The organism is Enterobacter cloacae complex sp. I3 (assembly GCF_014896175.1).
Taxonomy (GTDB): Bacteria; Pseudomonadota; Gammaproteobacteria; order Enterobacterales; family Enterobacteriaceae; genus Enterobacter; species Enterobacter bugandensis.
Genome location: NZ_JADBQZ010000015.1, coordinates 110,499 through 127,956 on the forward strand (window position 1 = coordinate 110,499; position 17,458 = coordinate 127,956).

Below are 17,458 nucleotides of genomic sequence, written 5' to 3' on the forward strand. Positions count from 1 at the left end.
GGTTTTTTTATGTCTGCAACATTGAACTGTAACCAAAGGCAACGCACACTACAGAATTGATCTCACTTGTTGGTGTCGCATGTCCGTCTCACGCTTTAAATTCTCCATAAAACCGCAGGAAGCCATCCTTATTCTCATCACCATGTTCTGGGGCGGAACCTTTCTTGCCGTCCAGTACGCGGTGACCCTCAGCGATCCGTTCTTTTTTGTCGGCCTGCGCTTTGCGACGGCGGCGATAGCCGTGGGGCTGATCTCCCTTAAAACGCTGCGGGGTCTGACGCTGAAGGAACTCAAGGCAGGCGTGGCGATTGGGATTGCGATAGCGATGGGCTATAGCCTGCAGACGTGGGGATTGCAGACCATCTCCAGCAGCAAATCCGCTTTTATTACCGCCATGTACGTGCCGCTGGTGCCGCTGCTGCAATGGTTATGCCTCGGGAGGCTACCGGGGCTGATGTCCTGCATTGGCATCGTGCTGGCGTTTATCGGCCTGATTTTATTAGCCGGGCCGGAAAATAACCTGCTGGCGCTGGGGCCGGGCGAGATCAATACCCTCGTCGGGGCCATTGCCATCGCGGCGGAAATTATTCTGATCAGCGCCTGGGCTGGGAAAGTGGACGTCAAGCGCGTGACGGTGGTGCAGCTCGCGACGGCGTCGCTGGTGGCCTTCGCGACGATGGTGCCAGCCGGGGAATCCGTGCCGCCGATGTCCACCGGGCTGGTGGTAGTCGCGCTGGGGCTTGGCATCTTCAGCGCCATTATCCAGGTGACCATGAACTGGGCGCAGCGCAGCGTATCGCCAACGCGGGCGACGGTGATCTACACCGGTGAACCGGTGTGGGCGGGGATTTTCGGACGACTGGCCGGCGAGCGTTTACCGCTGCTGGCGCTGGTGGGCGCGGCGTTTATTGTCGCCGGGGTGCTGGTGAGCGAACTAAAGCTCAGAAAGCGGGGGCGTGAAGCGAGTCATTTGACTGCTGAAAAAGGTTTAGATTGAAAAAAAGCGCAACGTTACTTAGGATGTGTACGGATTAAAACCGTACACGGTGATGTAAACCATGCCAGCACTTAAAAAACAGCGTATCGATCTTCGCTTAACGGACGAAGACAAAACAATGATTGAAGAAGCGGCGGCGATGACGAATCAAACGATCACCCAGTTTATGGTGAACAGTGCGTCAGAGCGTGCTGCAGAGGTCATCGAGCAGCACCGTCGTCTCGTGTTAAACGAAGCCTCCTGGAATGCGGTGATGGATGCCATCGACAATCCGCCAGAGCCAAATGAACGCCTCAAGCGCGCGGCAAAACGTCTTCGAAACATGGAGTGAAGCGTCTTGGCAAATCTCACGATTGAAATGTTTTCAGAGGGAACCGACTATGATTTCGGGGATTTTGATTGTGGTGAACCCTCGCTAAATGCCTTCCTGAGAGAACACCTGGTACGCCAGCACAATGGACGTATTCTACGAGCCTACCTGCTTAAAGAGCGCGACCATCCGCGCGTGCTGGGCTATTACACGCTATCGGGAAGTTGCTTTGAGAGAGCGATGCTTCCTTCTAAGACTCAGCAGCGTCGGATCCCTTATCTCAACGTACCCAGTGTGACGCTGGGACGTCTGGCTATTCATAAAGAACTACAGGGAAACGAGTGGGGAACAACGCTTGTTGCACACGCTATGCGGGTGGTTTACCTGGCGTCGCAGGCTGTGGGAGTACACGGAATATTTGTTGATGCCCTTAGCGAGCAGGCTAAACGATTTTATCTGAAGCTGGGGTTCATCCCGCTGGCAGGCGAAAACAGCCATTCTTTGTTCTTCCCGACAAAAGCTATCGAACGACTGTTTGAGCAGGCGTGATCGCTCTTAAGGAGCATGCAGGTCGGGTAAGGCGTAGCCGTCACCCGACATATCGATTTCACGAATCCTGATGCGCCGCGGCGGCCTGCGGCGCGGCAGCCATCCGGCGGCTCAGCAGGGCGTTAAGCAGGATCGCGCCGAAGGTCGCCGTACCAATCCCACCGATCGTAAACCCGCCCAGCGTCAGGGCAAAATCGCCCGCGCCCAGCACCAGCGTGACGGCCACCATGATCAGGTTGCTGTTCTGGCTGAGGTCAACCCGATGCTGCACCCAAATGCGCGCCCCGGCCACGGCGATTAGCCCGAACACCACAATCGACGCGCCGCCGATGACCGGTGACGGAATGGTGTGGATCAGCGCGCCGAACTTCGGTGAGAAACCAAGAAGGATCGCCATTACCGCCGCCGCCACGAAGACCAGCGTTGAGTAGACCTTGGTCACCGCCATCACGCCGATGTTTTCCGCATAGGTGGTCACGCCGCTGCCGCCCACGGAGCCTGAGAGCATGGTCGCCAGCCCGTCGCCGACGAACGCGCGGCCCATGTACGGATCCATGCTGCGCCCGGTCATTCCCGCCACCGCCTTCAGGTGCCCTAAGTTTTCCGCCACCAGGATCACCGCCACCGGGGCGATAAGCATCATCGCCTGCGTGTTAAAGGTGGGCGAGGTCACCTGCGGCAGACCGAACCAGGCGGCCTGATGAAGCAGGGTAAAATCGACCGGCTTGCCCATGCCGAACACGTTCGCCAGCAGGGCGTAGATCAGACAGGCGACAATCAGCCCGACCAGGATCAGCAGACGCTGGATCATCCCGCGCGTAAAGACTGCCACCAGGCCGATGCACAGCACCGTGATCACCGCCATCCAGCTTTCAAACGGCGAAGCGGAGACGCTTTTCACCGCAATCGGCGCGAGGTTCAGGCCTATCGCCATCACCACCGCGCCGGTGACGACGGGGGGCATCATCCGTTCGATCCAGCGCGTGCCGATCTTCATCACAACGAGACCAATCAGGGTATAGACCAGCCCGCAAGCGATGATGCCGCCGAGGGCCACGCTCAGGTTGGGGTTGATCCCCTGGCCGTTAAAACCGGTAGTGGCGATCACCACGCCGACAAAGGCGGCGCTGGAGCCCAGGTAGCTGGGCACGCGCCCGCCGGTAACAAAAAAGAACAGCAGGGTGCCGATTCCCGACATCAGAATAGACAGGTTGGGATCGAGCCCCATCAGCATCGGCATCAATACCGTCGCGCCAAACATCGCGACTGCATGCTGGACGCCCATCACCATGGTTTGCCCGAGCGGGAGGCGTTCATCCGGCGCGACCACGCCTGCTTCAGTGGAGGTCGATTTCAACTGCCAGTGGGGAAATCCGAACATGGTCTGTCTCCTTAAAGCGCCTTAGCAGGCGGGTCGCATAAGCGCGTGGTAGCTGCGGTCAAACCACACCAGACCTTGCGGGGCGGGGTGGCGAATAATCGATACGATGTCGCAAAACAGAATGTCGTGGGTACCGACGCTGACCACCTGACTGATGCGGCAGTCAAAGGAGGCCAGCGCATCCTCCAGACGCGGGCAGCCCGTGTCGCCCGTCTGCCAGCGGGCGGCGGTAAAGCGTTCCGCCATCGGCGTTTTGCCGCCAAACAGATTGGATAAAGACTCCTGTCCGGCACTCAGGGTATTCACGCACAGGGTGCGGTTTTCGCTGAACGTGGGCCAGACCGACGCGCCGCGGTTCAGGCACACCAGCAGGGTGGGAGGGGAATCCGTGACGCTGCATACCGCGCTGGCGGTGAAGCCCGCCATCCCCGCCGGGCCGTCGGTGGTGATGATGTTGACCGCCGCGCCGACGCAGGCCATGGCGTCGCGAAAGGTTTGTTTATCGGGTGTCATCACGATCGCTCCTTACGCCAGTCCGCAGGCATCGTCGAAGGTCAGGCGCGGCAGGCGCCCGTAAAGTTTGCGCGTATCGCCATAGCCAATGTTGATAAGCAGGTTGCTTTTAAGCGTTGTGCCGGTGAAAAAGGCCTCGTCGACCTTTTGTCGGTCAAAGCCCGACATCGGGCCGGTGTCCAGGCCGAGTGCGCGGCAGGCGAAAATCAGATACGCGGCCTGCATTGAGCTGTTGCGAAAGGCCGTCTCTTCCGCCAGCGCGGGGCTTGCGGTAAACCAGCTTCTGGCATCGCCGTGCGGGAACAGCTCGGGCAGGCGCTCGTAGAATTCCCCGTCCCAGGCGACAATCGCTGTCACCGGGGCGGTAAGCGTTTTCTCGAGGTTGCCGCTGGAGAGCGCCGGGCGCAGCTTCTCTTTTCCCTCTGCGCTTCGCACAAAGACAATGCGCGCCGGTGAGCAGTTGGCAGACGTTGGGCCCCATTTCATCAGGTCATACATCTCGCGCAGCGTCTCGTCGCTGACCGGCATATCCAGCCAGCCGTTGTGGGTGCGGGCACCGGTGAACAGCGTTTCCAGCGCGGCGGGGGTAATGGCTTCGCTCATTAAAGCTCCTTATAAAGCGGGTTCAGGGCTGTGCAGCAGGCTGGCAAGCCCGTTCAGCAGCAGGGTGTTAAAGGTGTCCGGCTCGGTGACGTTGCAGGCATGTCCGCCCTGGCGCATGACCGTTTTGTGGGCGTGCGGGAGGGCGGCGTGCAGTTCAGCGGAACAGACGGGCGGCACCAGCACGTCGTCGGCGGAGCAGATAATGTGAACCGGGCAGCGAATACGTGCGGACTGGCGGCGGAAGTCGGCTTTTTTCAGGGCGCTGAGCCTGCGCAGCAGGTTGGTTTTACCCTGGAAATGGGCCAGCGCCAGCGCTTCTTCGGCCTCCAGACGCGGCGCGCGGGCGGCCATCCAGTCTGCCGGGTAGAGAAACAGCGGCTGCGCCTCGACCCACGCCTGCGCGCCGCCGGAATGCAGCAGCCGCTCTCGAACGTCAAAACAGCGGCGGGTGTGGGCATTGAGGGTCAGCCAGCCGTTGACGCACACCAGCGCGGTGAGGGCGTCGGGCCTGTCGAGGGCCAGCTGCAGGCCGACCAGCGCGCCGAGCGCGTGCCCGACGACGCTGTAGCGCGCAATGCCTGCGTCAGCCAGCGCCTGGGCGAGCTCGTCTGCCATCTGCGCAAGGCTGTAACCCTCCGGCAGGGTATCGGGATTATTGCCCGTTCCCCGCTGGTCATAGCACACCACCTGATACTCCGGCTCCAGCGCGGCCTGCTGGGGCAGCCAGTAGCTGCCGCTGCCGCCGAGACCGGAAATAAAGACCACCACGGGCGCACCCTCGTACGGCGGCGGCGAGACGGAAAGTTTCATGCCTGCCTCACTTCGCGATGTGCGCAACGGTGGCGATCTCAACCAGCGCGTCCGGTTTTACCAGCCCGCACTGAATGCAGAACCGCGCCGGTTTATCGCCGGGGAAGAACTCGGCGTAGATTTCGTTAATCGCGGCGTAGTTTTTCCAGTCGGTGATAAAGATGCTGTTGAAGGTCACGTCCTCCATGGTGCCACCCGCCGTTTCGATCACGGTTTTGATCGTCTCCAGCACGTGGCGGGTTTGCGCCTTTGGGTCGTTGATAAATACCACGTTGTTGTCTTTATCAAACGGCAGCGTGCCGGAGACATACACCACGCCGTCGGCGAGGGTGCCGGGGACGAACGGGGCGATGGGCGTGCTGGTGCCCGGCGGGATGATTACGGATTTCGGCATCGTGTGTCTCCTCAGGCGATACGGGCGAGCGGAGGATTCAGGGCGTCGCAGAAATCGGCAACGTTACTGACCCAGCCAAAAAAGGTTTCGATATTGAACAAAGCTGCCTTTTGGGCGAATTCCGGCCCGGCCTGATGGGTCGCGTCTTCCAGCACCACGCCGAAATACTCGAGGAAAAAGCCGTCGCGCAGGGTCGATTCCACGCACACGTTGGTGGCAATGCCGGTGAACACCAGGTGGCGAATGCCCCGGCTGCGCAGCAGGCTGTCGAGCGGGGTGTTGAAAAAGCCGCTGTAGCGCGGTTTCGGCAGGACGATATCGCCCGCCTGCGGGACCAACTCATCCACCAGCTGATAATCCCAGCCGCCTTTGGCCAGCAGCTTGCCCTGCAGTTCGGGCCGCTTGCGCATGGTTTTCAGGGCGTTCGACTTGTGGAAGTTGGGCGAGCCGGGGCCGCCGGCCTCGACGTACTGGTCATCCCAGCCGTTCTGGAACCAGATGATGAGCATTCCCGCCGCGCGCGCGGCGGCGACGGCGGTTTTGATGTTCTCGATCACAGGCCTTGTGGCGGAGACGTCGAACCCCGCCAGATCCAGATAACCGCCCTGGCTGGCATAGGCGTTTTGCATGTCCACCACGATCAGCGCGCTCTGCTGCGGCGCAAAGGTGATGGCTTCCGGGCGAGCGTTTAAGGTCGTCATTACGCCACCTCCTTCGTGACGGCAGGGATATGGGCGCGGCACTGCATCAGCGGCTGGATGCGCTCGCCAAAGGTTTCCACGCCGGTGAGGAAATCATCGAAGGTCAGCAGGACACCCTCCGCGCCGGGTACGGCTGCCACTTCGTCGAGCATCCTGGCAACGCTGGCGTACGAGCCAACCAGCGTGCCCATGTTGATATTGACGGCGGAGGTCGGGTCGGCCATCTGACGCACGTTGGTGTCTGCGCCGGAACGGGTGTCTTTCTGGCTCTGCTCGGTAAGCCAGCTCAGGGCTTCGTCGTCAGCGCCGTCCTTATACTGCTCCCATTTGGCGCGTGCGGCGTCGTCGGTTTCGTCGGCAATGACCATGAACAGCACGTACGAGCCCACGTCGCGCCCGGTTTTGTCGGCGGCCTCCTTCATGCGCGCGGCGGTCGGGGCAAAGGCGGCAGGGGTGTTAACGCCTTTGCCGAAGCAGAAGTTAAAGTCGGCGTATTTCGCGGAGAATTCCATCCCCGCGTCGCTCTGCCCGGCGCAAATCACCTTCATCTGCACCGACGGCTGCGGGCTGACGCGGCAGTCGTTCATGGTAAAGAAGTCGCCTTTGAAGTCGCTTTTGCCGGTGCCCCACAGGTCGCGCAGCACCTGCACGTATTCGGTCAGGTAGTCGTAGCGACGGGAGAAGTAATCGTCACCCGGCCAGAGTCCCATCTGCTCGTACTCCGGTTTTTGCCAGCCGGTGACCAGGTTAACGCCAAAGCGCCCGCCGGAGATGGAGTCGATGGTGGAGGCCATGCGTGCCACGATCGCGGGCGGAAGGGTGAGGGTGGCCGCGGTGGCGTAGATCTGGATCCGCGAGGTAACCGCTGCCAGCCCGGCCATCAGTGTGAAGGACTCCAGGTTGTGATCCCAGAATTCCGTTTTGCCGCCAAAGCCGCGCAGCTTGATCATCGAAAGCGCAAAGTCGAAATGGTAGTGCTCCGCTTTCTGCACGATGGCTTTGTTCAGCTCAAAGGTCGGCATGTACTGCGGTGCAGTGGTCGAGATAAGCCAGCCGTTGTTGCCGATGGGTACAAATACGCCAATTTTCATCACGAACCTCTCTTCATTACGTCGCAGGTGTAACGGTGGTTTTGCAAAGGCAATGCCAGTTTTGAAAACGTTTGTGTTATTAATGTGTTAATCAAAGGTTGGGGGATTGATGCCGCTAAATGTGGACTAAATGGTCAAAAACATTGCACAGAAAACAGGCACTCATGCGCGATGGGAGTGCAGAAGGTCGTGGCGAGGCGGGGGTTTTGCTATGCTGAGCGCAGGAAAGAAAATGGAGAGCGGAAATGACACAAGGCGCAGTGAAAACACCCGGAAAACGTTCGCAGGCGGTGAGCGCCAAGAAGCAGGCGATCCTCAGCGCCGCGCTGGAGACCTTTTCACAGTTTGGCATTCACGGCACGCGCCTGGAGCAGGTGGCGGAGCAGTCCGGGGTGTCTAAAACCAATCTGCTCTACTATTACCCGTCGAAAGAGGCGCTGTATGTGGCGGTGATGCAGCAGATCCTCGATATCTGGCTGGCGCCGCTCAAGGCATTTCGCGAAGAGCTGGCCCCGCTGGTGGCTATCGAGGAGTACATTCGCCTGAAGCTCGAGGTGTCGCGCGATTACCCGCAGGCGTCAAGGCTGTTTTGTCTTGAGATGCTGCAGGGCGCGCCGCTGCTACAGGCGGAGCTGACGGGGGATTTAAAGCAGCTGGTGGACGATAAGTCGGCGATTATCGCCGGATGGGTTGCCAGCGGAAAGCTGGCCCCGGTCGACCCGCAGCACCTGATCTTTATGATCTGGGCCGCTACCCAGCATTACGCTGACTTTGCGGCCCAGGTTGAGGCGGTGACCGGTAAAACGCTCCAGGACGAGGCGTTTTTCCAGAGCACACTCGAAAACGTGCAGCGGATGATTATCGAAGGGATCCGTGTGCGTTAATTGCCCGGCGGGAGAGGGCAGCTTAAGTCACCCTCTTCACACTGCATCAGCGAGGCCAGAAACGCCTCGCGCTCCACGGTTTTTTCCGCCAGGCACTGGTTAACAATCATTGGCTGGACGCTCCCGCCTTCCGTCCCCGAACCGATAAACGCGCAGTCCGCGTCGCGCAGGGTAATCCACGCCTGCTGCGCTTTTTTCAGCAGGTCGCGCTGGGGGGCCGCCGCGCGTTTGATGGCGGCCTGATAGGTCTGGTTGAGTTTTTTATCGGCAGCCTGGTACTGCTGCGCGCTACAGGTATTCAGTTCAAGCTGCGTAGTGGCGTTGTCGCACTCGTCGGCCAGCGCGCTGGTGCTGAGCAGCAGTGCCGCACCGGCGATAAGATATCGTTTCATATACTCCCCAATAAAATAAGGCTCCGTCTCCGGAGCCTTATTAGCACAGCGTTAGCCGATTGTCATCAGGCTGGCGTTACCGCCCGCCGCCGCGGTGTTGACGCTGAGCGAGCGCTCCACGTACAGACGCTCCAGCAGCAGGTTGGTTTCCCCGCGGGCGAAGCCCTGCACGGAAACAATCGCCCCGCTGCGGGCCGCCACCTGCTCGCACAGCTCGCGCAGCTGGTCGGAATCACCGTGGTAGATCACCGCGTCAAACGGCTGGGTCAGCAGGGCATCGGCCTTCGCAAAGCGAATGCGGGCCGAGACCGCTTTCGGCAGCTGTTTGGCGAGATCGCGATGCAGCGCATCGTCCGGCCACAGCACTTCACACCCTGTGGCCATCGCCGCGGCCAGCTGTACCAGCGCGTCCTGCTCGTTATCCGCCACGCACAGTACGCGTTCGCGCGGCATCAGCGTCCAGGTGTTGCGCTCGCCGGTTGGCCCCGGCAGCAGACGCTGGGTACCGGCCTGCGCCAGCTCGCCGTACTGCTGGGCAACCGCACGCAGCTCTGGACGTTTTTCCGCCCAGGCGATCAGCGCCTCCAGCGGCTGGGTCAGCACGGTTTTCACCTGCGTATCTACGGGATAGTGTGCGTCCTGACGTGCCAGCGTCACGCCCAGCGCATTTTCCGGACGGTTTGCCAGCAGGCGGTACAGGTAGAGCGGGCCGCCCGCTTTCGGACCCGTACCAGAGAGGCCTTCGCCGCCGAACGGCTGCACGCCCACGACCGCGCCAACCATGTTGCGGTTGACGTACAGGTTGCCGACTTTGGCCGTGCCGGTGACCTGTGCAATGGTCTCGTCGATACGGGTATGCACGCCGAGCGTCAGGCCGTAGCCGGAGGCGTTGATCTGCTCAACCAGCTCGTTGAGGTTGTTACGGTTGTAACGCACCACGTGCAGCACCGGGCCGAAGACCTCTTTTTTCAGCTCGTCGAAGCTTGCCAGCTCAATCAGCGTAGGCGGCACGAAGGTGCCAGTCTGCCACTCGCGGGCATCTTCGCTGTTCTCGCGCACCGCCTGGAACACCGGACGGCCTTTGGCGCGCATGGTCTGAATATGGTTTTCAATGTTGGCTTTGGCTTCCGCGTCGATCACCGGCCCGATGTCGGTGGTGAGACGGCCCGGGTTGCCCATGCGGCATTCCGCCATCGCGCCGCGCAGCATCTTCAGCGTGTGGTCAGCCACGTCATCCTGTAAGCACAGCACGCGCAGGGCGGAGCAGCGCTGACCGGCGCTGTCGAAGGCGGAGGCCAGCACGTCAACAACCACCTGCTCGGTGAGGGCGGAGGAGTCAACAATCATGGCGTTCATGCCGCCGGTTTCGGCGATAAGCGGGGTAGGACGACCCTGCGCATCCAGACGGGTGGCGATGTTGCGTTGCAGCAGGGAGGCCACTTCGGTCGAACCGGTAAACATCACGCCGCGAACGCGGTTATCGGAGGTGAGTTTGGCGCCCACCGTTTCACCACGCCCTGGCAGCAGTTGCACCACACCCGCCGGAACGCCTGCTTCCAGAAGAATGTTGATGCCCTGGGCGGCAATCAGCGGGGTTTGCTCTGCCGGTTTCGCCAGCACGCTGTTGCCTGCGGCAAGGGCGGCGGCAATCTGGCCGGTGAAGATCGCCAGCGGGAAGTTCCACGGGCTGATACAGACCACCGGACCGAGCGGACGGTGCGTTTCGTTGTCGAAATCATCGCGCACCTGACCGGCGTAGTAGTGCAGGAAGTCGACCGCCTCACGCACTTCGGCGATGGCGTTGCTGAAGGTTTTACCCGCCTCACGCACCAGAATGCCGATGAGCTGCTGCATCTGATCTTCCATCAGCACCGCGGCACGTTCCAGAATGGCGGCACGCTCCTGCGGCGGGGTGGCGAACCAGATTGGCGCGTTATTCACCGCGCTCTCCAGCGCCTGTTCCACTTCCGCTTCGGTTGCTTCACGCGCGTAGCCGACGATGTCCTTCGGCTCTGCCGGGTTGATCACCGGCTGCATTTCACCGTCCTCAACGGACTGCTCAAGGATCGGTTTGGCCTGCCATTTCTGCAATGCGCTGTTGAGCAGGGCAGAGGAGAGCGACGCCAGACGGTGTTCGTTCGCCAGATCCAGGCCCGCCGAGTTGACGCGGCCCGCGCCGTACAGCTCGCGCGGCAGGGCAATTTTCGGATGCGGCAGACCAATCTGGCCTTCCTGCGCCGCCAGCTTCTCAACGGCCTGCACCGGATCGGCCACCAGTTCGTCGAGCGGCAGCGTGGTGTCTGCGATGCGGTTAACGAAGGAGGTGTTCGCCCCGTTCTCCAGCAGACGACGCACCAGGTACGCCAGCAGGGTTTCGTGGGTGCCCACCGGGGCATAGATACGGCACGGGCGGTTCAGCTTGCCGTCCGCCACTTTACCGGTGACCTGCTCGTACAGCGGTTCGCCCATGCCGTGCAGGCACTGGAACTCGTACTGGCCCGGATAATAGTTCTGCCCGGCCAGGCTGTAGATCGCCGCCAGGGTATGGGCGTTGTGGGTCGCGAACTGCGGATAAATCAGGTTCGGCACGCCGAGCAGTTTTTTCGCGCACGCGAGGTAAGAGACGTCGGTGTAGACCTTGCGGGTATAAACCGGATAGCCTTCCAGACCTTCCATCTGGGCGCGTTTGATTTCGCTGTCCCAGTAGGCGCCTTTCACCAGGCGGATCATCAGGCGGCGACGGCTGCGGCTGGCCAGGTCAATCAGGTAATCAATGACGAACGGACAGCGTTTCTGGTAGGCCTGAATAACGAAACCAATCCCGTTCCAGCCTGCCAGTTCCGGCTCGAAGCACAATTTTTCCAGCAGATCGAGGGAGATCTCCAGACGGTCAGCCTCTTCGGCGTCGATGTTGATGCCGATATCATACTGGCGCGCCAGCAGGGTCAGGGACTTCAGGCGCGGATAGAGCTCTTCCATCACCCGGTCGTACTGCGCGCGGCTGTAGCGCGGGTGCAGTGCGGAGAGCTTAATAGAGATGCCCGGGCCTTCATAAATACCGCGACCGTTGGACGCTTTACCGATGGCGTGGATCGCCTGCTGGTAAGAGACCATGTAGGCCTGCGCGTCGGCGGCGGTGAGCGCCGCTTCACCCAGCATGTCGTAGGAGTAGCGGAAACCTTTGTCTTCAAGCTTGCGGGCGTTCGCCAGCGCTTCGGCAATGGTTTCCCCGGTGACGAACTGCTCGCCCATCAGGCGCATCGCCATGTCCACGCCCTTGCGGATCAGCGGCTCGCCGCTCTTGCCGATAATGCGGTTCAGAGAGCGTGACAGGTTGGCTTCGTTATGGGTGGAGACCAGCTTGCCGGTAAACAGCAGACCCCAGGTGGCGGCGTTGACGAACAGCGACGGGCTGCGGCCAATGTGGGAGTGCCAGTTGCCGTTGCTGATCTTGTCGCGGATCAGCGCGTCGCGGGTAGCTTTATCCGGAATACGCAGCAGCGCTTCCGCCAGGCACATCAGCGCCACGCCTTCCTGTGAGGAGAGGGAGAACTCCTGCAACAGGCCCTGCACCATCCCGGCGCGGCCGGTGGCGGTTTTCTGGTTGCGCAGCTTGTCGGCTAACTGATACGCCAGGCTGTGCGCCTGGGCGGCAATGGCTTCCGGCAGGCGGGCCTGCTCCAGCAGCATTGGCACGGCGTCGGTTTCGGCGCGGCGGTAAGCCCCGGTAATGGCGGCGCGGCTGACGGACTGCGGCAGGATCTGCTCGGCGAATTCGAGGAACGGCTGGTGGTTCTCTTCCACCGCCGTCGCGGCGTCTTCGCTTTCGTTCGCTGCGCCCGCCAGCAGGGCAGGCAGCTCAGGCAGGCCGTCTTCACTCTCCAGCCTTTCCAGATAGTTAAAAATCGCCTGCTTGATTAACCAGTGCGGTGTGCGATCAATGCGGGTTGCTGCGGTCTTAATCCGTTCGCGGGTCGCGTCATCCAGCTTAACCCCCATGGTGGTCATCCCCATGCCAAAACTCCTGTTGTTCTGTAATAGCGTTCTGTTGATAGCGTGAAATATCCACCATGTTGCAACTTTGTGCAACCGTGTTAAATGTGACCTGGTTTGCAAGCTGGAAAATGAATGGATTGTTAACGAATAGTTAGCTGGAAAAAAGCGCTAGCTTCTGCATGCGAAGCCTGTTTTTATGCGGTGCTTAACACTTTTCAAAGGTGCAACCCGTATAAATGTGAGCGAGTGCAACCTATAGGAAAGACGTATAAAACCAAGGATGAAATTCATGTAAATGCAGTGTTAAATCGTTTGTCAGTGGGAAGCGTATACGGCAGGATAGCGCGCCCAACGGAAACACATACACACATCACTACGTTCCGGTGATGACATAACAAGGCAACCCGGACGGTTGTCGCTCGACATTTTGGAGAATTTGAATGGCTATTAGCACACCGATGCTGGTGACATTTCTCGTTTATATTTTTGGCATGATCCTGATAGGGTTTTTGGCATGGCGTTCCACTAAAAACTTTGACGACTACATCCTTGGCGGGCGCAGCTTAGGCCCAATGGTCACCGCGCTCTCTGCGGGCGCATCCGACATGAGCGGCTGGCTGCTGATGGGGCTGCCGGGCGCGATTTTCATCTCCGGTATCTCCGAAAGCTGGATCGCCATCGGCCTGACCGTCGGCGCGTGGATCAACTGGAAGCTGGTGGCAGGCCGTCTGCGCGTACACACCGAAGCCAACAACAACGCCCTGACGCTGCCGGATTATTTCACCGGACGCTTTGAAGATAACAGCCGCATTCTGCGCATTATCTCCGCGGTGGTGATCCTGTTGTTCTTCACCATCTACTGCGCCTCCGGCATCGTGGCGGGTGCGCGCCTGTTCGAAAGCACCTTCGGCATGAGCTATGAAACCGCCCTGTGGGCCGGTGCCGCGGCAACCATCCTCTATACCTTCGTGGGCGGGTTCCTGGCAGTAAGCTGGACCGACACCGTGCAGGCGAGCCTGATGATCTTCGCGCTGATCCTGACCCCGGTGATTGTGATTTTCACCGTCGGCGGCTTTGGCGAATCGCTGGAAGTTATCAAGCAGAAGAGCATTGAAAACGTCGATATGCTGAAAGGGCTGAACTTCGTTGCCATCGTTTCCCTGATGGGCTGGGGCCTGGGCTACTTCGGTCAGCCGCACATTCTGGCGCGCTTTATGGCGGCGGATTCTCACCACACCATCGTTCACGCGCGTCGCATCAGTATGACGTGGATGATCCTGTGTCTGGCGGGCGCGTGTGCGGTCGGCTTCTTCGGTATCGCCTACTTCAGCAATAACCCGGCGCAGGCGGGCGCGGTGAACCAGAACGCCGAGCGCGTGTTCATCGAGCTGGCGCAGATTCTGTTTAACCCGTGGATTGCCGGTATTTTGCTCTCCGCGATCCTGGCGGCGGTGATGTCCACCCTGAGCTGTCAGCTGCTGGTTTGCTCCAGTGCAATCACCGAAGACCTCTACAAGGCCTTCCTGCGTAAAAATGCGAGCCAGAAAGAGCTGGTGTGGGTAGGGCGCTTTATGGTGCTGGTGGTGGCGCTGGTGGCCATTGCGCTGGCAGCCAACCCGGAAAACCGCGTGCTGGGTCTCGTGAGCTACGCGTGGGCGGGCTTCGGTGCCGCGTTTGGGCCGGTGGTGCTGTTCTCCGTCATGTGGTCACGCATGACCCGCAACGGCGCGCTGGCGGGGATGATCATCGGTGCGGTGACCGTCATCGTCTGGAAGCAGTTCGCGTGGCTGGGCCTGTACGAAATCATTCCGGGCTTCATCTTCGGCAGCATCGGTATTGTGGTGTTCAGCCTGCTGGGTAAAGCGCCGTCTGCCTCTATGCAGAAGCGCTTTGCGGAAGCGGATGCGCACTACCACACTGCGCCGCCGACTAAGCTTCAGGCAGAATAATTTTCTAACGCAGTACCGTAGGCCGGGTAAGCGCAAGCGCCACCCGGCTTTTTTCTTGCCAAAATCCGTATTTTCCTGTGATATCCATGTGCTTATAACAATGAGGATAGCGACACATGACAATCAAAACAGGGTTAATGGCGGCGGCATTATTGATGCTGGCGGGTTGTAACGCACCCTCGCAGCGTGCGGCGGTAGAGACCTGCAAAGCGGATAACCAGATGCAGCAGACCACGCTCTATTTTGGCTTGAATCGCCCGGCAGGGGCGCAGATTACCGGCAGCGAATGGCAGCAGTTTGTTGATCAGGACGTGACGCCGCGTTTTCGCGATGGCTTAACGGTGTTTGATGCGCGCGGGCAGTGGCTGGGGAACGACGGGAAAGTGGCGCGTGAATCCAGCAAAGCGTTAATGCTTATCCACGGTAAAGATGCGCAGAGCGAGAAGAACATCGAAGCATTGCGCGGGATCTATAAGTCTCGTTTCGCGCAGGAATCGGTGATGCGGGTCGACCAGCCGGTGTGCGTACAGTTTTAATAAAAAACGGCGGGATAACCCGCCGTTGTTGTTTTGTAGCAAAGCTATTTACAGCACTAATCCCGCAAAGCTCGCCGAAAGCAGGCTCACCAGCGTCGCACCGTATACCAGGCGCAGACCAAACCGCGACACCACGTTGCCCTGCTGCTCGTTCAGCCCCTTAATCGCCCCGGCGACGATGCCGATGGAGGCGAAGTTGGCAAACGAGACGAGGAAGACGGACAAAATACCCAACCCGCGCGGTGACATTTCATGAGCAATTTTTTGCAGCTCAATCATCGCCACAAATTCATTCGCCACCAGCTTGGTTGCCATAATGCTGCCCGCGTTTAACGCATCGCTCAGCGGAATCCCGATAAGCCACGCCAGCGGATAAAACACATAGCCCAGGATCTGCTGGAAGCTCATGCCGAATACGCTGGAGAAGAGGGCGTTAACGGCGCTGATGAGGGCGATAAAGCCAATCAGCATCGCCAGAATAATCATCGCCACCTTAAAACCGGCCAGAATATACTCGCCCAGCATTTCAAAGAAGCTCTGGGATTCGTGCAGTTTTTCCAGCTTGATATCCGGCTCGGCTTCCGGACGCACCGGGTTAATGACCGAGAGAATAATAAAGGTGCTGAACATGTTCAGGATCAGCGCGGCAACGACAAATTTGGCGTCGAGCATGGTCATATAGGCACCGACAATCGACAGGGAGACCGTCGACATGGCCGTGGCCGCCATGGTGAACAGACGACGCGAGGAGAGATCCCCCAGCACGCCTTTATAGGCAATGAAGTTTTCCGACTGGCCGAGGATCAGCGAGCTCACCGCGTTGAACGATTCCAGCTTGCCCATGCCGTTCAGTTTTGACAGCAGCGTTCCGATGATTCGAATAAAAATCGGCAGGATCCGCCAGTGCTGGAGAATACCAATCAGTGCGGAAATAAAAATAATCGGACACAGCACGCCGAGGAAAATAAACGCCAGCCCTTTTTCTCCCATTCCGCCAAAGACGAAATTCGTCCCTTCCGAGGCAAATTTCAGCAGTGACTCAAAGAAGCCGGAAACGTATTTAATCAGGAATAGCCCGCTTTCGGCGTGCAGGAAAAAGAACGCCAGGGCAATTTCAATAACAATCAGCTGTAAAACATAACGAATGCGAATTTTTCGGCGGTCGAAACTCACCAGCCAGGCAAGCGCAAGAATAATCACCAGCGCCAGCAGGAAATGGACAATCTTAAACATGGAATATTTTCGGTTGGTTTTTGAGGCGGATATTTAGCCACAGCACTGGTTAACCGTAAATGGGCATTTTAATTATAACTTATAAACTTAACGGTAACGGTGGCAACTATTAACAGGCTTTGAGTTTACAACTCGTCATCAAATCACCACACATTTCGCTTGTGTTTCCTTTCGCCGTAATGATAATCACTATCACAAGAATTTACCTTTCTTTGCATCAGTTGACCGCGATAAACATTTAAGGTGTCGGCATGTTTGTTCCATTTCTCATTATGTTACGTGAAGGCCTTGAAGCGGCCCTGATTGTCAGCCTTATCGCCAGCTATCTCAAGCGCACCCAGCGTGGGCGCTGGATTGGCGTGATGTGGGTTGGCGTATTCCTTGCCGCGGCGCTCTGCCTGGGCTTAGGTATCCTCATCAATGAAACCACCGGCGAATTCCCGCAGAAAGAGCAGGAGCTGTTTGAAGGTATCGTCGCCGTGATTGCGGTGTTCATCCTGACGTGGATGGTCTTCTGGATGCGCAAAGTTTCCCGCAACGTGAAGGTGCAGCTGGAGCAGGCGGTGGATAACGCCCTGCAGAAGGGGAATCACCACGGCTGGGCGCTGATCATGATGGTCTTTTTCGCCGTGGCGCGCGAGGGTCTGGAATCGGTTTTCTTCCTGCTGGCGGCATTCCAGCAGGACGTGGGCATCTGGCCGCCGCTGGGCGCTATGCTCGGTCTGGCAACGGCGGTGGTGCTGGGCTTTCTGCTCTACTGGGGCGGCATTCGCCTCAACCTGGGCGCCTTCTTTAAGTGGACCAGCCTGTTCATTCTGCTGGTGGCCGCGGGGCTGGCGGCAGGGGCGATCCGCGCCTTCCACGAGGCGGGCCTGTGGAACCACTTCCAGGACGTGGCGTTCGATCTTAGCAACGTTCTCTCCACCCATTCACTGACCGGCACCCTGCTCGAAGGCATCTTCGGCTACCAGGAAACGCCGAGCGTCAGCGAAGTGGCGATGTACTTTATCTATCTGGTTCCGGCGCTGGTGCTGTTCGCGATGCCGCCGCGTACCGGTTCGCAGGCGTCGCGCGTTGCGCCGTAATTATTGTTTTAGTTACAACATACTTTTTAAGGGA

17 protein-coding genes are annotated in these 17,458 nt (G+C 59.2%); 7 read left to right on the plus strand and 10 right to left on the minus strand.

Annotated features, from left to right (window positions below):
• Positions 1 to 79 precede the first annotated feature (79 nt).
• The 3 genes from IM271_RS13530 to IM271_RS13540 all read left to right on the plus strand — a co-directional run bounded on the left by IM271_RS13530 (position 80) and on the right by IM271_RS13540 (position 1,856).
• A complete protein-coding gene (locus IM271_RS13530) occupies positions 80 to 997 on the plus strand; it encodes a DMT family transporter (protein WP_193052732.1) in 918 nt (305 codons plus the stop codon).
• Positions 998 to 1,058: 61 nt separating this feature from the next.
• On the plus strand, positions 1,059 to 1,328 hold the full coding sequence (locus IM271_RS13535; protein WP_008499829.1) for a DUF1778 domain-containing protein: 270 nt from the start codon (positions 1,059 to 1,061) through the stop codon (positions 1,326 to 1,328).
• A 27-nt stretch (positions 1,329 to 1,355) separates the two neighbouring features.
• Positions 1,356 to 1,856 carry a GNAT family N-acetyltransferase gene (locus IM271_RS13540; RefSeq protein ID WP_172616463.1) on the plus strand — a complete coding sequence of 167 codons (501 nt, stop codon included), beginning with the start codon at positions 1,356 to 1,358 and terminating at the stop codon, positions 1,854 to 1,856.
• A gap of 58 nt (positions 1,857 to 1,914) precedes the next feature.
• Here the strand turns inward: IM271_RS13540 and rutG are convergent, their stop codons facing one another.
• The 7 genes from rutG to rutA are packed head-to-tail and all read right to left on the minus strand — an operon-like array spanning position 1,915 to position 7,349.
• Positions 1,915 to 3,237 (minus strand): pyrimidine utilization transport protein G, encoded by a 1,323-nt coding sequence (gene rutG, locus IM271_RS13545; protein WP_045261670.1) that lies wholly within the window; start codon positions 3,235 to 3,237, stop codon positions 1,915 to 1,917.
• A 21-nt stretch (positions 3,238 to 3,258) separates the two neighbouring features.
• Complete coding sequence (gene rutF / locus IM271_RS13550; protein WP_047364261.1) at positions 3,259 to 3,750, minus strand: NADH-dependent FMN reductase RutF; 492 nt, start codon at positions 3,748 to 3,750, stop codon at positions 3,259 to 3,261.
• 12 nt (positions 3,751 to 3,762) lie between these two features.
• A complete protein-coding gene (locus tag IM271_RS13555; RefSeq protein ID WP_041910551.1) occupies positions 3,763 to 4,353 on the minus strand; it encodes a malonic semialdehyde reductase in 591 nt (196 codons plus the stop codon).
• A 9-nt stretch (positions 4,354 to 4,362) separates the two neighbouring features.
• Complete coding sequence (rutD, locus tag IM271_RS13560; protein ID WP_193052733.1) at positions 4,363 to 5,163, minus strand: pyrimidine utilization protein D; 801 nt, start codon at positions 5,161 to 5,163, stop codon at positions 4,363 to 4,365.
• A gap of 7 nt (positions 5,164 to 5,170) precedes the next feature.
• On the minus strand, positions 5,171 to 5,557 hold the full coding sequence (gene rutC, locus IM271_RS13565) for a pyrimidine utilization protein C (RefSeq protein WP_008499822.1): 387 nt from the start codon (positions 5,555 to 5,557) through the stop codon (positions 5,171 to 5,173).
• Between the two features lie 11 nt (positions 5,558 to 5,568).
• Positions 5,569 to 6,258 carry a pyrimidine utilization protein B gene (gene rutB / locus IM271_RS13570; protein ID WP_028012657.1) on the minus strand — a complete coding sequence of 230 codons (690 nt, stop codon included), beginning with the start codon at positions 6,256 to 6,258 and terminating at the stop codon, positions 5,569 to 5,571.
• Positions 6,258 to 7,349, minus strand: coding sequence for a pyrimidine utilization protein A (gene rutA, locus IM271_RS13575; RefSeq protein WP_193052734.1), 1,092 nt, complete (start codon positions 7,347 to 7,349; stop codon positions 6,258 to 6,260). The genes rutB and rutA overlap by 1 nt, the downstream gene beginning before the upstream one ends.
• A 245-nt stretch (positions 7,350 to 7,594) precedes the next feature.
• Here rutA and rutR point away from each other — a divergent pair, with 245 nt between their 5' ends.
• Positions 7,595 to 8,233, plus strand: a complete 639-nt coding sequence (gene rutR, locus IM271_RS13580) for an HTH-type transcriptional regulator RutR (protein WP_028012659.1) — start codon at positions 7,595 to 7,597, stop codon at positions 8,231 to 8,233.
• Here rutR and IM271_RS13585 read toward each other — a convergent pair.
• Positions 8,230 to 8,625, minus strand: a complete 396-nt coding sequence (locus IM271_RS13585) for a lysozyme inhibitor LprI family protein (protein WP_193052735.1) — start codon at positions 8,623 to 8,625, stop codon at positions 8,230 to 8,232. The two genes, rutR and IM271_RS13585, sit on opposite strands and share 4 nt — an antisense overlap.
• Positions 8,626 to 8,676: 51 nt before the next feature.
• The gene (putA, locus tag IM271_RS13590; protein WP_193052736.1) at positions 8,677 to 12,639 is read right to left on the minus strand and encodes a trifunctional transcriptional regulator/proline dehydrogenase/L-glutamate gamma-semialdehyde dehydrogenase; all 3,963 of its coding nucleotides are present in this window, start codon (positions 12,637 to 12,639) and stop codon (positions 8,677 to 8,679) included.
• Between the two features lie 422 nt (positions 12,640 to 13,061).
• Here putA and putP point away from each other — a divergent pair, with 422 nt between their 5' ends.
• Positions 13,062 to 14,570: a sodium/proline symporter PutP gene (putP, locus tag IM271_RS13595; RefSeq protein ID WP_041910546.1), complete on the plus strand. Its 1,509-nt coding sequence runs from the start codon at positions 13,062 to 13,064 to the stop codon at positions 14,568 to 14,570.
• 116 nt (positions 14,571 to 14,686) lie between these two features.
• Positions 14,687 to 15,106 carry a DUF3574 domain-containing protein gene (locus IM271_RS13600; protein ID WP_193052737.1) on the plus strand — a complete coding sequence of 140 codons (420 nt, stop codon included), beginning with the start codon at positions 14,687 to 14,689 and terminating at the stop codon, positions 15,104 to 15,106.
• A gap of 48 nt (positions 15,107 to 15,154) precedes the next feature.
• Here the strand turns inward: IM271_RS13600 and IM271_RS13605 are convergent, their stop codons facing one another.
• A complete protein-coding gene (locus tag IM271_RS13605; protein WP_047368266.1) occupies positions 15,155 to 16,339 on the minus strand; it encodes a NupC/NupG family nucleoside CNT transporter in 1,185 nt (394 codons plus the stop codon).
• 251 nt (positions 16,340 to 16,590) lie between these two features.
• On the opposite strand from IM271_RS13605, the gene efeU reads away from it, so the two are divergent.
• Complete coding sequence (efeU, locus tag IM271_RS13610) at positions 16,591 to 17,424, plus strand: iron uptake transporter permease EfeU (protein ID WP_028012665.1); 834 nt, start codon at positions 16,591 to 16,593, stop codon at positions 17,422 to 17,424.
• Positions 17,425 to 17,458 lie beyond the last annotated feature (34 nt).

Excerpts from the sequence above, each read along its gene's own strand:
- IM271_RS13530 (WP_193052732.1), top strand. The coding sequence starts at position 80 with ATGTCCGTCTCACGCTTTAAATTCTCCATAAAACCGCAGGAAGCCATC.
- IM271_RS13535 (WP_008499829.1), top strand. The coding sequence starts at position 1,059 with ATGCCAGCACTTAAAAAACAGCGTATCGATCTTCGCTTAACGGACGAA.
- IM271_RS13540 (WP_172616463.1), top strand. The coding sequence starts at position 1,356 with ATGTTTTCAGAGGGAACCGACTATGATTTCGGGGATTTTGATTGTGGT.
- rutG (WP_045261670.1), bottom strand. The coding sequence starts at position 3,237 with ATGTTCGGATTTCCCCACTGGCAGTTGAAATCGACCTCCACTGAAGCA.
- rutF (WP_047364261.1), bottom strand. The coding sequence starts at position 3,750 with ATGACACCCGATAAACAAACCTTTCGCGACGCCATGGCCTGCGTCGGC.
- IM271_RS13555 (WP_041910551.1), bottom strand. The coding sequence starts at position 4,353 with ATGAGCGAAGCCATTACCCCCGCCGCGCTGGAAACGCTGTTCACCGGT.
- rutD (WP_193052733.1), bottom strand. The coding sequence starts at position 5,163 with ATGAAACTTTCCGTCTCGCCGCCGCCGTACGAGGGTGCGCCCGTGGTG.
- rutC (WP_008499822.1), bottom strand. The coding sequence starts at position 5,557 with ATGCCGAAATCCGTAATCATCCCGCCGGGCACCAGCACGCCCATCGCC.
- rutB (WP_028012657.1), bottom strand. The coding sequence starts at position 6,258 with ATGACGACCTTAAACGCTCGCCCGGAAGCCATCACCTTTGCGCCGCAG.
- rutA (WP_193052734.1), bottom strand. The coding sequence starts at position 7,349 with ATGAAAATTGGCGTATTTGTACCCATCGGCAACAACGGCTGGCTTATC.
- rutR (WP_028012659.1), top strand. The coding sequence starts at position 7,595 with ATGACACAAGGCGCAGTGAAAACACCCGGAAAACGTTCGCAGGCGGTG.
- IM271_RS13585 (WP_193052735.1), bottom strand. The coding sequence starts at position 8,625 with ATGAAACGATATCTTATCGCCGGTGCGGCACTGCTGCTCAGCACCAGC.
- putA (WP_193052736.1), bottom strand. The coding sequence starts at position 12,639 with ATGGGGATGACCACCATGGGGGTTAAGCTGGATGACGCGACCCGCGAA.
- putP (WP_041910546.1), top strand. The coding sequence starts at position 13,062 with ATGGCTATTAGCACACCGATGCTGGTGACATTTCTCGTTTATATTTTT.
- IM271_RS13600 (WP_193052737.1), top strand. The coding sequence starts at position 14,687 with ATGACAATCAAAACAGGGTTAATGGCGGCGGCATTATTGATGCTGGCG.
- IM271_RS13605 (WP_047368266.1), bottom strand. The coding sequence starts at position 16,339 with ATGTTTAAGATTGTCCATTTCCTGCTGGCGCTGGTGATTATTCTTGCG.
- efeU (WP_028012665.1), top strand. The coding sequence starts at position 16,591 with ATGTTTGTTCCATTTCTCATTATGTTACGTGAAGGCCTTGAAGCGGCC.